Source organism: Gelidibacter japonicus, assembly GCF_010725055.1.
Taxonomy (GTDB): Bacteria; Bacteroidota; Bacteroidia; order Flavobacteriales; family Flavobacteriaceae; genus Gelidibacter; species Gelidibacter japonicus.
On sequence record NZ_BJKB01000009.1, the window covers coordinates 124,235 to 137,627 of the forward strand.

A 13,393-nucleotide genomic window follows, 5' to 3' on the forward strand; every position below is an offset into this window, starting at 1 on the left:
TTGAGGTTAAAAAATATATTATGATTGGAATTGTTGGAGGGATAGGGCCTTATGCGGGAATAGACCTATTAAATAAAATTTATAGTAACACCTTGGCCGAAAAGGATCAAGATTATCTCAGTGTCATATTATTGTCATTACCTTCAAGTATTGAGGATAGAACTGAATTTCTTTTGGGAGAAGTTACAAAAAACCCTGGTTATAGTATCGCAAAGATTATTCTAAGACTAGAGGCTTTAGGAGCGGTGGTTGCAGGGATTCCTTGTAATACTGCTCATTCGGATGAGATTTTCTCTTTGATTTTGAACGAGCTTAAAAAGGGAAGAAGTCAAATTAAAATACTTAATATGATTTATGAAACCATTGACTTTATAAAGGTTCAATATTCTCATTTTTCTAAAATAGGAGTACTTTCAACAACTGGAACGTACAAATATGGAATTTATTCCAAAGAATTAGAGAATAATGGATTTATCGCTATTGAACCAAGTTTGGAGATACAAGAGAAATTTGTGCACCCTGCCATTTATGACCCTAATTACGGGATAAAGATGAATACTAACCCTTTTCACCAAAAAGTAAAGGAAAACTTGGATTTTGCCATTAGTTATCTTAAAGATAAAGGTGCTGAGGCAGTTATTTTGGGCTGTTCTGAAATACCGCTAGTTATTACAACAGAAAATATCAAAGGTCTGACCGTTATAAATCCTACAAACGTTTTGGCAAGACGATTAATCCAATACCTCAATCCTGAAAAATTAAAACCCTTTAAATGAGATGACAAAAAGAATATTGATTTTGACTTTAATCTTTGGTCTGTCTCTCCAAAGTGTGGCACAAGAGCGATACAGGGCTCGTGAACTAGGTATTAAACCCGGGATTTTGACTCCTGGAAAATATAATGCTATAACCGATGTGGTTGGGGTTTCTGTGGGGCATAAAACTTTGAACATTGGGGATTCCATTCTTACTGGCGTAACAGTGATACTTCCTCATCAAGAAAATATATTTCAGAAAAAAGTGCCTGCTGGAATCTTTGTTGGTAACGGCTTTGGGAAATCCGTAGGAACCACTCAAATAGAAGAGTTGGGAAAGATTGAAACCCCAATTGCATTGACAAACACACTAAGTGCCTTTACAGTATCAAATGCCCTTATTGATTATACATTAAGTGTTCCAGAAAATTCAGGAATAAGGTCTGTCAACCCGGTAGTAGGAGAAACAAATGATGGATGGTTAAATGATATTAGAGGTCAACACGTAAGTATCGCCGATGTGTTGGAGGCAATAAATAATGCCTCCTATAAAGAAGTGTTGGAAGGAAACGTTGGTGCGGGCACCGGAACAAGAGCATTCGGCTTCAAAGGTGGTATAGGAACTTCTTCACGTATTCTGCCCAAGAATAAAGGAGGATATACAGTTGGCGTTTTGGTGCAGACCAATTTTGGTGGAATATTAAGGATTAACGGTGCTCCAGTTGGCAAAGAACTGAATAATTATTACATGGCAAATGACGTTCCCTATGTGGTTGATGGGTCATGCATGATCATTATTGCGACGGATGCACCACTTTCGAGTAGAAATTTGCAACGCTTGGCGAATCGCTCTTTTTTAACTTTTGGAACCGTCGGCTCATTTTCCTCCAATGGGAGTGGAGATTATAGTATTGCTTTTAGCACTTATAAGGAGAGCAGAGTTCTTCGCAAATCTAAATCGATAACACACAAGACGTCTCGAGTTCTAAATGATTTTATGTCTCCTTTATTTTTAGCAACATTAGAAGCCACATAAGAAGCTATTTATAATTCATTGTTTATGGCGGAAGATATGGTAGGTCAAAAAGGGAGGAAAATGGAAGCTCTTCCAATTAAAGAAACATTAGAAATATTGACTAAAAATAAAGCACGTCTTGATGAATAAGCTTAATATCAATCAAGGATCCAATAACCCACAAAAATAGGAGAAATGAAAAATTCAAAATTTATTTTATCAATGCTTTGCCTGTTTGTTTATTTACAAGGCTATGCGCAAGACAGAAAAAATGATATCGCACCAATTTATACCAAAGAATTGAAGAAAATTGCGAATAAGAAAAAAGTAAAACGTGCTTTTGAGATAATTGATGCCATTGATGATCAAACTATAGAGGATATGATTGAGCTTACTGAAGTTATAGCACCTCCCTTTAAAGAAGCAGAAAGAGCCTTGGTTTTTAAAAAGATGATTGAGGCTGCTGGAGCTGATAAAGTTTGGATTGATGAGATTGGGAATGTATTGGCATTGAGAAAAGGGAAGACAGGAAAGAAACTAATAGGCTTAGATGCACATCTGGATGTTGTTTTTCCTGAAGGTACGGATGTAAATGTCAGAAAAGTGGGTGACACCTTAAAAGCGCCTGGAATTGGTGACGATACGAGAGGTTTGTCCATGGTAATTGCAGTATTGAAAGCTTTTAATAAGGCAGAAATTGTCACTAATAACGATATTCTTTTTGTGGGTTCTGTGGGGGAAGAAGGATTGGGAGATCTGCGAGGAATGAAATATCTTTTTAACGAATCAGATCTGAAAATAGACTCTTGGATATCCATAGATGGCGGAAGTCTAGGTCGAATCAATAATGCTGCATTAGGCTCTAAGAGATATAAAGTTATTCTAACAAGTAAAGGAGGACACTCTTGGGGTAGTTTTGGTTTGGCAAACCCACATCATGCTTTGGGAAAAGCAATTGATGAATTTAGTGCAGTAGCTTCTGAGTTTACCAAAAAAGGAGCAAGGACAAGTTTTAACATTGGTGTTATTGGTGGCGGTACTTCTGTAAACTCCATTCCTTTTGAATCCTGGATGGAAGTTGATATGCGCTCTGTTTCTGCTCAACGGCTTGACAGCATAGAACTGCTTTTTAAAACATCCATTAATAAAGCAGTGAATGATTATAATGCTACGGACATCAAAGATAAAGTTACGATAGAATTTAAAAAAATCGGGGATAGACCTTCAGGAGAAATCTCACCGAGTACACCCTTAATTCAACGGGCGATGGCAGCAACTGAATTTTTTGGAGCCAAACCGAGACTTACAATTGGGTCGACAAATGCGAGTATTCCAATAGCTTTAAATATTCCTGCGATATGTATCGGAAGAGGAGGTAAAGGTGGTGGCGCCCATTCTTTAGATGAATGGTTTATTAATGAAAATGGAGCTGAAGCCATAAAACTTGCATTTTTAATTACGTTGTCAGAGGCTGAATTCGCCAATTGATGGAGAAGAAAAATTTAAAGTAGCCTTTGATTTAAACCTAAAGTTTATGAGAGCTTTCAAATTAAATAGATAAAGTACTTTTAAAATGGGAGAAAAACCCGAGAAGTAGATAACAGTAAAAACTATTAAATATTCTTTAAAATGAACATAAAATATAACATTATTGAACAATTATTTATCTTATTTCTTATATTGACTATAGCTACTGGATGTAAAGATAACTCGCCCAATGCTACCAATGATCTCCAAAATAGTGCATCTGATGCGAATTTGAACACACCCTCTCAAAACTTCGGTATTGTTTTGCACGGCGGATCTGGTAGTATGGAGAAAGGTAAGATGAGTCCGGAGCTTGAGGCAGAATACACCGCCAAATTAAGTGAGGCAATAAAAACGGGTTACGATATTCTTGAAAAAGGAGGGAGTAGCTTAGAAGCGATAGAAAAAACTATAAACATACTGGAGGATTCCCCATTGTTCAACGCTGGAAAGGGAGCTGTTTTTACCAATGATAAAAGGAACGAGTTAGATGCTTCAATTATGGATGGTAAAACATTAAACTCAGGAGCTATAGCCTCCGTTACAACCATTAAAAATCCAATTACCTTAGCAAGTGCTGTGATGCAAAAATCAGAACATGTCATGTTGGCTGGAAAAGGAGCCGAGACTTTCGCGGTTGAGCAAGGTTTTGAACTAGTGTCGCCATCCTATTTTCAAACTGAAAGAAGATTGAAAGCGATCGAACGTATTTTGGAACGTGAAAAAGCCTCAGGTGGTGATAATCCACAGGCGGCTACTTATACTCCTCCAAGCATTGATGAGAAGTTTGGTACTGTAGGCTGTGTTGCTTTAGATAAAAATGGAAACTTGGCTGCCGGTACATCTACAGGAGGAAGAAACAATAAAAAATGGGGGCGTATTGGAGATTCTCCAATTATTGGGGCTGGAACCTATGCCAATAATAAAACCTGTGCAGTATCCTCCACTGGTTGGGGAGAGTTTTTTATCAGAGGCGTAGTAGCTTATGATATTTCAGCTTTAATGGAGTATAAGGGACTGAGTTTAAAGGCGGCGACCGATGAGGTGGTTCAAAATAAATTGGCCGCTATGGGAGGGTCCGGTGGTGTAATAGCCATAGATAATGAGGGGAATATGTCCATGGAATTCAATACAAAAGGCATGTATAGAGCTTCCATGAACAAGAAGAATGGTCTTTATGTTGGCATGTATGGAAACTAATAGGATGACCTCGATTTAATTGGGAATTTGATTGCAAATGTGAACGAAAATTAACTCATGAGTCCATATAACATTCTTCGGCCACTCCCAGTGACATAGATTAGCTGTGACACAGAAGTTGGAAACTGTAAATCGTCGCAAATTAATTTTTATTCCTTCTGTGGCAAGGATGGATAAATCAATTGTGATCGGTAATTGAATTGAGGAAGGATGCTAGTGAATAAAAGATTGTGAGATTGGAATCCGAAATATATGCCCAGAGAAACAATAGTGAGAACCTTGAAGGTTGACAAATATTCTTAGAAAAACGTTCCTTTCTTACATGTCTTGGAATCGCTATTCTCTTGAGCTTCAATGATTTGAATTCCCTCCCACCTCTTCATTTCAAAAATGCAGCAGGTGGATGAATGAACTTCTCTTGTTATCATCTCAAATTATGTTTGAATTGCAAGGACTTTATGGCGATGCTCTTGGAAACAAAATTCTAATAGATGGATGTTTCTTAACAGGCGTTATGTCAAAACATACCATTCTTTTTTGATCATTCAAATCAGGATCTATCCTGTCTATGGCTTATAATGAGAGATGTTTTATCGAATAAATAATTTTTTTGTGTTACTAAAAATAAATATATAATGAGTTTATCAAAGCAGATGTTGAAAAAAATTTTATTAACTAATTATGGAATTGATAATGTACTTACTCACTATCAATTAACTTCAGACGAACTACACAGTATCACCTTAAAAAAAGGTATGGGCAAAGAAGCAGTTTCTGGTGCTTTAGCTATTAATACCGGAGAATTTACGGGAAGAGCACCTCAAGATAGATATATAGTAAAGGATGATATCACCAGCCACGAAGTTTGGTGGGGAGATATAAATCTGCCATTTGAGCCGGTTAAGTTTGATAGACTTTATGATAAAGAGATTGCTTATCTCAATGAAAAAGAATTATACGTTCGAGACTCTTACGTCTGTGCAGATCAAGATTATCGGATTAATTTACGAGTGATAACAGAATTTCCGTGGTCTAATCTATTTGCGCATAATATGTTTCTTCGACCTACGGAAGCTGAGCTGGTAAATTTTAATCCGGAATGGACCATCATCAATGCACCAGGTTTTATGGCAGATCCCCAGCTGGACGGGACCCGACAGCATAATTTTGCCATTCTTAACTTTACAAAAAAGATCGTATTGATCGGTGGAACTGGTTACACGGGGGAAATAAAAAAGAGCGTTTTTTCCGCTCTTAATTTTATTCTTCCCGTCTACAAAAAAACTTTACCAATGCATTGTTCTGCTAATGTAGGAGAAGCTGGGGATACTGCAATATTTTTTGGTCTTTCAGGAACTGGTAAGACGACTTTGTCAGCAGATGCTCGACGCAAACTCATTGGTGATGACGAACATGGATGGACCACTGAAAATACTGTGTTTAATTTTGAAGGTGGCTGCTATGCTAAGGTGATTGACCTTTGTGAAGATAATGAACCTGAGATTTATGGTGCGATTAAAAAAGGAGCGCTTTTGGAAAATGTAATATTAGATAAGAACAACAACGTTGATTTTAGTGATTCATCCATTACCCAAAATACGCGCGTAAGTTATCCCATTTTTCATATAGACAATCATATGGAACCTTCCATTGGCAAAAACCCTAAAAACGTTTTCTTTTTAACAGCTGATGCGTTTGGAGTCATTCCTCCCATTTCTAAACTGTCTCCTGGTCAAGCAGCCTATCATTTTATTTCTGGGTACACGGCAAAGGTAGCGGGCACTGAAGCAGGTGTTGAAGAGCCCGTACCATCGTTTTCAGCTTGTTTTGGGGCACCATTTATGCCACTACACCCTACAAAATATGCAGAGATGTTATGTAAGAGGATTAAAGACTCGGATGTCAATGTTTGGCTTGTGAATACAGGTTGGACTGGTGGTCCTTACGGTGTCGGAGAGAGAATGAAATTAGAATATACACGAGCGATGATTCGGGCAGCCATCAATGGTGATTTGGGGGCATCTAATTCTGATAATTATAGCACCCATTCAGTATTCGGTGTGGCCCAGCCCAAAAAATGTCCAGGGGTGCCTGATGAGGTTCTTAGTGCTAAGGCAACATGGAAAGATGATGATGCCTACTATAAAATGGCATTTAAGTTGACCGAAGCATTTCGTGAGAACTTTGAAAAATTTGAAGCTCATGCCAATGAAGAAATAAGACAGGGCGGACCCTTCAGTTTTCATATTGAAACAAAATTTAGCGAAAAATCATAGGTCTATTATTGCCCCTTCTGGCAATTTTAAATGGTAAAACGATTCCATTTGAAGGTCAGAACCTATTAAGTGGGTAATTCATTATTTTTTTAGAAAAGCTATCCAAGTTACTTTGCTGCACTTTGTAATGCCGTCATATCCAATTAATCTTATAAAGATAATAAGTTGTGAGCTAAGATGGTCACAGGTAAAGTCCTCTTACGGGTGCAAATTATCTTGAAAAAGATATAAACTTTAATTTTTTAATTGTAATACAAATTAGCATTATAAATAAAATGTGGAATGAGTAAAATGAAATTACATTGGCGAATTTTAATAGGAATGGTCAGCGGAGTGCTTTTTGCCATTGCGATGATACAATTTGATGGGGGACCTAAAGTAGTTTCTGACTGGATTAAACCTTTTGGTAATATTTTTATTAATGTACTAAAACTTATCGCTGTTCCTTTAATTTTAGCCTCCTTGATTAAGGGAGTTTCCGACCTCAAGGATATTTCTAAACTTTCCAAAATGGGCGGAAGGACTATCGGAATTTATATAGTAACAACTGTAATAGCTGTTTCTATAGGACTTACTATAGTAAATTTTGTAAAACCGGGTGCTTCTATAAGTCAAGAAACACGTAATGAAATGGTGGAGAATTATAAAGCAGATACCGACTCCAAGATTCAGCAGGCCAAAAGACAAAAGGAGGATGGACCTTTGCAAGCATTGGAAGATTTGGTTCCTAGCAATATATTTAATGCGGCAAGTAGCAATGGCAATATGTTGCAAGTCATATTCTTTGCCATTTTCTTCGGCATAGGTCTGATCTTAATTCCAGAGAAAACGGCAGCCCCCGTAAAGAATTTTTTTGATTCTTTTAACGAGGTTATCTTAAAGCTTATAGATTTAATCATGTTGGCTGCACCTTATGGGGTTTTTGCTCTTTTAGCAGCATTAATTGCGGAGTCCCCAAGTTTAGATTTATTCAAGGCACTGGCTTGGTACAGCTTTTGTGTCGTTATTGGCCTCCTCTTAATGATAGGCGTGTATATTTTATTCGTTTGGATTTTTACTAAACGCAGTCCTTCATTCTTTATTTCAGGTATATCACCTGCACAATTATTGGCATTTTCTACTAGTTCCAGTGCAGCAACTCTTCCTGTTACCATGGAGTGTGTGGAAGATAATTTAGGGGTTGAAGAGGAGGTCAGTAGTTTTGTTTTACCGATTGGAGCTACAATTAATATGGATGGCACAAGCCTATACCAAGCCATAGCGGCAGTTTTCATTGCGCAAGCCTTTGGAATGAACCTTGATTTAGCGGCACAATTGGGTATCATAGCTACAGCCACATTGGCATCAATAGGAAGTGCAGCGGTGCCAGGAGCAGGAATGGTGATGTTGGTTATCGTTTTGAACCAAGCTGGTATACCTGAGGCTGGATTAGCATTGATATTTGCTGTTGATCGTCCGTTGGATATGTGTAGAACGGTTGTAAATGTTACAGGAGATTCTGCCGTTGCTATGATCGTTGGAAAATTAATGAATAAGCTAAAGAAGTCTTAGAATTCAGAATGTCTATTGATTCGGGCTGTAAAAATAAAATTGAAAATAGCTCAGTTAGATCCTTAACCTTCTAAAACTCTTTACATTTCTATTGTTATGTTCTTTTGTTATTTTCTAAAAGCTTAGGAAGATAAGTTTATATCTTAACAGGTTAGTTGCATTAACGAGGGTTAGATAATATTTACTAATATTCGAAATAGCTGCTTTGAGTTTTAAATTGGGCTGTGTTTTGAAATTCAATTTATTAAATATTTATATAACTTAAAATAGTTTAAGTTGTGGATTCACATTACATTTTAGCATAATGCTATTATAATTAATTTTAAAAATTAAGCTCTTTATTTGGTTTTTAAAAAATATACTTGATAAGCATTGGTACACTAAACAAAAAACTATTGGTATATTAACTATTAAAATATTTATCCTTACTTTAATCTTTTAAACTCTGTCATTAATTCGCTCAATATAATTTATTGACAGACATAATATATAAATTCACTTCAATAGAAACTAAAATTAACCGAGTCATTATGAAAAGAAAAATTATTTTTTGTATTTTAACTATGCTGGTGAGCAGTTTTGTGTTTCCACAAAGGATCATTAAAGGTAACGTTAGCGCTGCCGACGGAATTGGTCCTCTACCGGCAGCCACAATCATGATTAAAAATTCGTCGACAGGTGTGACCTCAGATTTCGATGGCAATTATTCAATAACTGCTAATGTTGGAGATATTTTGGTTTTCTCTTACATAGGAATGGTTACTCAAGAGGTTGCTGTTAAAAATCAAACTGAAATTAATGTTGTTTTGAAAGAAGATCTTTCTGAGTTAGATGAAATAGTAGTAATTGGTTACGGTTCTGTCAGTAAAGAGTCACTAACTGGTTCTGTCGAAGTTTTGAGCGGTGATAAGTTTGAAATGGCAACATCTACTTCGCTCGAAAATTCCCTCCAAGGAAATGTTGCGGGTCTTCAGATGAGTTCCTCAGGAGGTCAACCAGGATCGAATGTGGATATTAGAATACGTGGTATTGGTTCATTTAATGCGGATAGTTCGCCTTTATATGTTATTGATGGAATTCCAGTGATCACAGGCTCACAATCAGAAACCGATTTTGGAAACGATGGACATGCTTCTAATGTCATGTCCACAATAAATCCTAATGATATTGAAAGTGTCTCAGTTTTAAAAGATGCCTCGGCAACTGCAATTTATGGATCTCGTGGAGCGAATGGTGTGATAATAATTACTACTAAGAGCGGTAGGTCTGGAAAAATGAAGATAAACTTTAGTACGCAGGTTGGATTTTCCAGTCCTGCATACAACAATCTGAATGAACCCATAAACGAAAAGGATTATCACACCTTATTTATTGAGGGGTATGTTAACGACGGGAAAACCGTTGAATATGCTCAAAACTTATATGACAATTATTATCCTGACCCGGCAGACACTAATTGGTTAGATGCTATTATGAGAAATGGAGTCACCAAGCAATACAATATTGATGCTAGCGGTGGGGGAGATAAAATCACTTATTTTGCTTCAGCTTCTTATTTTGATCAAGAAGGTATAATGCTTGGATCTGATTTTGAACGGTTATCATCACGCTTAAATCTAACTGCAAAAGTGACTGATAAATTAACAATTACAAATAATATTTCGGTTGGTAGAACAACTGCTCACGGAGCAACAGAAGGTACTTCATTTGACAGTCCAATGTATGGTGCTTATCTAGTACCCGCCGCAGTTCCAATTTATAATGAGGAAGGACAGTTTTACAATGGTCATGTTGGGTTTATGATGGGCGGAGCAAACCCTGTAGGTAAATATACAGAAGATGAAAGATGGATGAAGCAAACCCGTATAATTGATAACATTTCTGCTGATTATAAAATAACTCAAAATTTAAATTTCAAAACAGCTTGGAGTTTTGATTTGTTAAACATTCATGAATTCGAATTCGATAATGGGAGATATGGAGATGGTCGTAGAGTAGGGGGTAGAGCTGATGAAGCAACCATAGAAAATATTAGCTGGATCGGAACCCAAACCTTAAATTATAATAAGTTGTTCCAAGACAGACATCAAATCGATGTGCTTTTAGGTTATGAAGCTCAAAAATCCGAAAGAAGAAGTCTAAGAGCTAGGGCAGAAGGATATCCTAACCCAAATCTACGAACTTTAGCTAATGCGGCTAATCCGACCTTGGCGACGAGTGCCAAGTCGGAATATAGTTTCCTTTCTATGTTTTCAAGATTGTCATATAATTTTGATAGAAAATACTATGCCACACTTAGCTACAGGCGCGACGGGTCCTCTAGATTTGGAAGTGATAACAGGTGGGGAAATTTTTGGTCAGTGGGAGCATCGTGGGTCTTAACTCAAGAAAAATTTATGACTGATCTGACTTGGTTGAACAATTTAAAACTTAGAGCTTCTTACGGGGTAACTGGAAATGCAGGTATTGGCAATTATGATTCATTAAGCCTCTATGGTTTTGGTAATGATTATGCAACTATGCCTGGTTCCGCGCCATCAAACGTAGGTAACTCATTACTTACTTGGGAAAATCAACATTCTATGGATATAGGTCTGAGTTTAGCGTTTTTAAATAATCGTATCACTTCAAATATGACTTATTTCATTAGAAAAAACGAAGACTTATTATTAGAACGACCTCTTTCAAGAACTACTGGCTTTTCAGCGAACCTCCAAAATGTTGGGGATATGCAGAACACTGGTTTCGAGTTAGATGTGAATATTGGAATCATTGATTCTGAAGACTTCAATTGGCAATTAGGGGCCAACGTGTCATTTGTTAATAATAAAATAACCAAACTCGATGAGCCAATTACTGAGAATCTTTTCAGAAAGGAAGAAGGCCGTAATTTTTACGATTATTATTTGACCCAATGGGCAGGTGTAGATCCTCAAACGGGACAAGGGTTATGGTATACTGACGAAACGAAAAGTGTAAAAACATCCGATTATAACGAGGCGGAAAGAGTATATGTTGGAAAATCTGCATTACCAGATTTCTTTGGTGGACTCAATACTTCTGTTCGTTATAAAAACTTTGAATTGAGCGGGCAATTCTCTTTTGTTTGGAACAAGTATTTATATGATTATCCAGCTTTTGTTATGGATAGTGATGGCCGATATACACCGAGATCGACGACACAATGGAATTTTGATAATCGCTGGACTACACCTGGGCAAGAAGCATTAAATCCGAAGTGGGTTTGGGGTAATACCTCCTTAAGTAATTCAAAAAACTCGACAAGAGCTTTATATGATGCAACCTATGTTAGGTTAAGAGATGTAACCTTTTCATATGATTTGAATAACTCAGTTGCAGAAAAAATTAACATAGTTTCGATGAAAATCTATCTTAAGGGGTCTAATTTATTAACCTGGGTAAGAAATAAAGACTTGCGTTTAGATCCAGAATCTGGTACTAATGGTATGGTTGATGCTTTTATTCCAATGGCAAAAACAGTTACAGTTGGTTTAAATATTGGTTTTTAAAAATAAATAGTAATTATGTTTAAAATAACAGTCATGATAAAATATAAAAATTTAGATAATTTAAGAAAGAGTATTGCGGTAGTAATGCTTAGCATTTTCGCATCATCGTGTTCAAATGATTTTCTTGATTTACAGCCCCATCAATCAATTGATACAGATATGGCATTACAATCAATTGGCGATTTTCAAGCTGCCAATGTAGGTATGTACGATGGTTTATCAAGTTCAAATTATTATGGTCGATATTTTGTTCTTGTATCGGACATTATGAGCGATGATGTAAAGCAGAACGCCAGCGCAAATAGAGCTTCTGATTGGGCGGCCTACGCTGGATCCTCGACTGATAATAATAATTTAGCAAATAATATCTGGTCACGCATCTATTCGGTTATTGATCGGAGTAATCGCATTATTTTGAGTGAAACGACTCTTCCTCCATCTGTACAGGACGAGTTCGATAATATAAAAGGGCAGGCTTATGCTGTACGCGCATTAGCACACTTTGATTTGGTACGTCTCTATGCACAACATTATACTTATACTAATGATGCATCTCATATGGGTATTCCAATCGTTACATCAATTGATCCTTTTACCAAACCTGCTCGAAATAGTGTTAAAGAAGTATATGACCAAATAATATCTGATTTACAAACGGCATTAGAGCTGGTAGATAAAAAGAAAAATTCTTTTTTTCTTACTCAAAGTGGAGTATATGGATTATTGTCGAGAGTATATCTTTACAAAGAAGACTGGGTTAATGCAGTAGATGCCGCTGATCAAGTAATTGATAGCAATCTATTTTCTTTAGTACCTAATGAAAACTACCAGGCTATATTCAATACTGATCATAGTTCAGAAACCATTTTTGAGATTGATATGCATGAGACTGACAATAGGGGAACGGATGCATTAGGGGGTATGTATCTGGCTACTGGATATGGCGATTATTTACCTAGTAAAGATGTTCTTAATCTGCTTCCTCCCAATGATGTCAGAAATTCTCTCTATATCACTGACGCCGGTCTTGCAGGCGATTACGCCTCAAAAAGAGTAAATAAATACGATAGCAAACTTGGATTGAATAATATTCCTGTGATAAGATTGTCTGAGGTTTATCTAAATAGAGCTGAAGCCAATGCACATATTCCTGGAGCTGAAATGGCGGCGCAACAAGATTTAAATAAAATTCGTCAAAGAGCATTGCCGAGTGCTCCAGATGTGACAGCTACTGGCTCGCAGCTCATAGATGAAATATTGAAGGAAAGAAGAGTTGAGTTGGCCTTTGAAGGACATAGGCTTTATGATTTAACACGTAATAAAAAAGGGGTTCATAGAACAGATTGTACATCAAGTGTATGTGATGTATCTTATCCCAGCGATAGGTTTGTGTTGGCCATTGGTCAAGCCGAGATAGATGTTAACCCTAACGTTACTCAAAATCCGGGATATTAATTCCTTTATAGGTAAGAAGATTTAGTAACTAAGGTTTTTATGAAGGAAAGGGACTTCTCTTATCTACTAAAACTTTTTGAAAGA

The 13,393-nt window shown here is 36.7% G+C and carries 8 protein-coding genes; all 8 read left to right on the forward strand.

Annotation, left to right across the window (positions count from 1 at the left end; genetic code table 11):
- The first annotated feature begins 20 nt into the window (after positions 1 to 20).
- The 8 genes from G6N06_RS10825 (at position 21) to G6N06_RS10860 (ending at position 13,309) form a co-directional block, all read left to right on the forward strand.
- A complete protein-coding gene (locus G6N06_RS10825; RefSeq protein WP_163516750.1) occupies positions 21 to 776 on the forward strand; it encodes an aspartate/glutamate racemase family protein in 756 nt (251 codons plus the stop codon).
- Position 777: 1 nt separating this feature from the next.
- Positions 778 to 1,791, forward strand: a complete 1,014-nt coding sequence (locus G6N06_RS10830) for a DmpA family aminopeptidase (RefSeq protein WP_240338042.1) — start codon at positions 778 to 780, stop codon at positions 1,789 to 1,791.
- 174 nt (positions 1,792 to 1,965) lie between these two features.
- Positions 1,966 to 3,258: a M20/M25/M40 family metallo-hydrolase gene (locus G6N06_RS10835; protein ID WP_163516752.1), complete on the forward strand. Its 1,293-nt coding sequence runs from the start codon at positions 1,966 to 1,968 to the stop codon at positions 3,256 to 3,258.
- 141 nt (positions 3,259 to 3,399) lie between these two features.
- Positions 3,400 to 4,497: an isoaspartyl peptidase/L-asparaginase family protein gene (locus G6N06_RS10840; RefSeq protein ID WP_163516754.1), complete on the forward strand. Its 1,098-nt coding sequence runs from the start codon at positions 3,400 to 3,402 to the stop codon at positions 4,495 to 4,497.
- 635 nt (positions 4,498 to 5,132) lie between these two features.
- Positions 5,133 to 6,773, forward strand: coding sequence for a phosphoenolpyruvate carboxykinase (ATP) (pckA, locus tag G6N06_RS10845; RefSeq protein ID WP_163516756.1), 1,641 nt, complete (start codon positions 5,133 to 5,135; stop codon positions 6,771 to 6,773).
- 282 nt (positions 6,774 to 7,055) lie between these two features.
- Complete coding sequence (locus tag G6N06_RS10850; protein ID WP_163516758.1) at positions 7,056 to 8,324, forward strand: dicarboxylate/amino acid:cation symporter; 1,269 nt, start codon at positions 7,056 to 7,058, stop codon at positions 8,322 to 8,324.
- A 530-nt stretch (positions 8,325 to 8,854) separates the two neighbouring features.
- Positions 8,855 to 11,854 (forward strand): SusC/RagA family TonB-linked outer membrane protein, encoded by a 3,000-nt coding sequence (locus G6N06_RS10855; RefSeq protein ID WP_163516759.1) that lies wholly within the window; start codon positions 8,855 to 8,857, stop codon positions 11,852 to 11,854.
- Between the two features lie 33 nt (positions 11,855 to 11,887).
- Positions 11,888 to 13,309: a RagB/SusD family nutrient uptake outer membrane protein gene (locus tag G6N06_RS10860; RefSeq protein WP_163516761.1), complete on the forward strand. Its 1,422-nt coding sequence runs from the start codon at positions 11,888 to 11,890 to the stop codon at positions 13,307 to 13,309.
- The last annotated feature ends 84 nt before the right edge of the window (positions 13,310 to 13,393 follow it).

What these genes read in the sequence shown, in the direction of transcription:
- G6N06_RS10825 (WP_163516750.1), top strand. Translation starts at nt 21, where the DNA reads ATGATTGGAATTGTTGGAGGGATAGGGCCTTATGCGGGAATAGACCTA.
- G6N06_RS10830 (WP_240338042.1), top strand. Translation starts at nt 778, where the DNA reads ATGACAAAAAGAATATTGATTTTGACTTTAATCTTTGGTCTGTCTCTC.
- G6N06_RS10855 (WP_163516759.1), top strand. Translation starts at nt 8,855, where the DNA reads ATGAAAAGAAAAATTATTTTTTGTATTTTAACTATGCTGGTGAGCAGT.
- G6N06_RS10850 (WP_163516758.1), top strand. Translation starts at nt 7,056, where the DNA reads ATGAGTAAAATGAAATTACATTGGCGAATTTTAATAGGAATGGTCAGC.
- pckA (WP_163516756.1), top strand. Translation starts at nt 5,133, where the DNA reads ATGAGTTTATCAAAGCAGATGTTGAAAAAAATTTTATTAACTAATTAT.
- G6N06_RS10860 (WP_163516761.1), top strand. Translation starts at nt 11,888, where the DNA reads ATGATAAAATATAAAAATTTAGATAATTTAAGAAAGAGTATTGCGGTA.
- G6N06_RS10835 (WP_163516752.1), top strand. Translation starts at nt 1,966, where the DNA reads ATGAAAAATTCAAAATTTATTTTATCAATGCTTTGCCTGTTTGTTTAT.
- G6N06_RS10840 (WP_163516754.1), top strand. Translation starts at nt 3,400, where the DNA reads ATGAACATAAAATATAACATTATTGAACAATTATTTATCTTATTTCTT.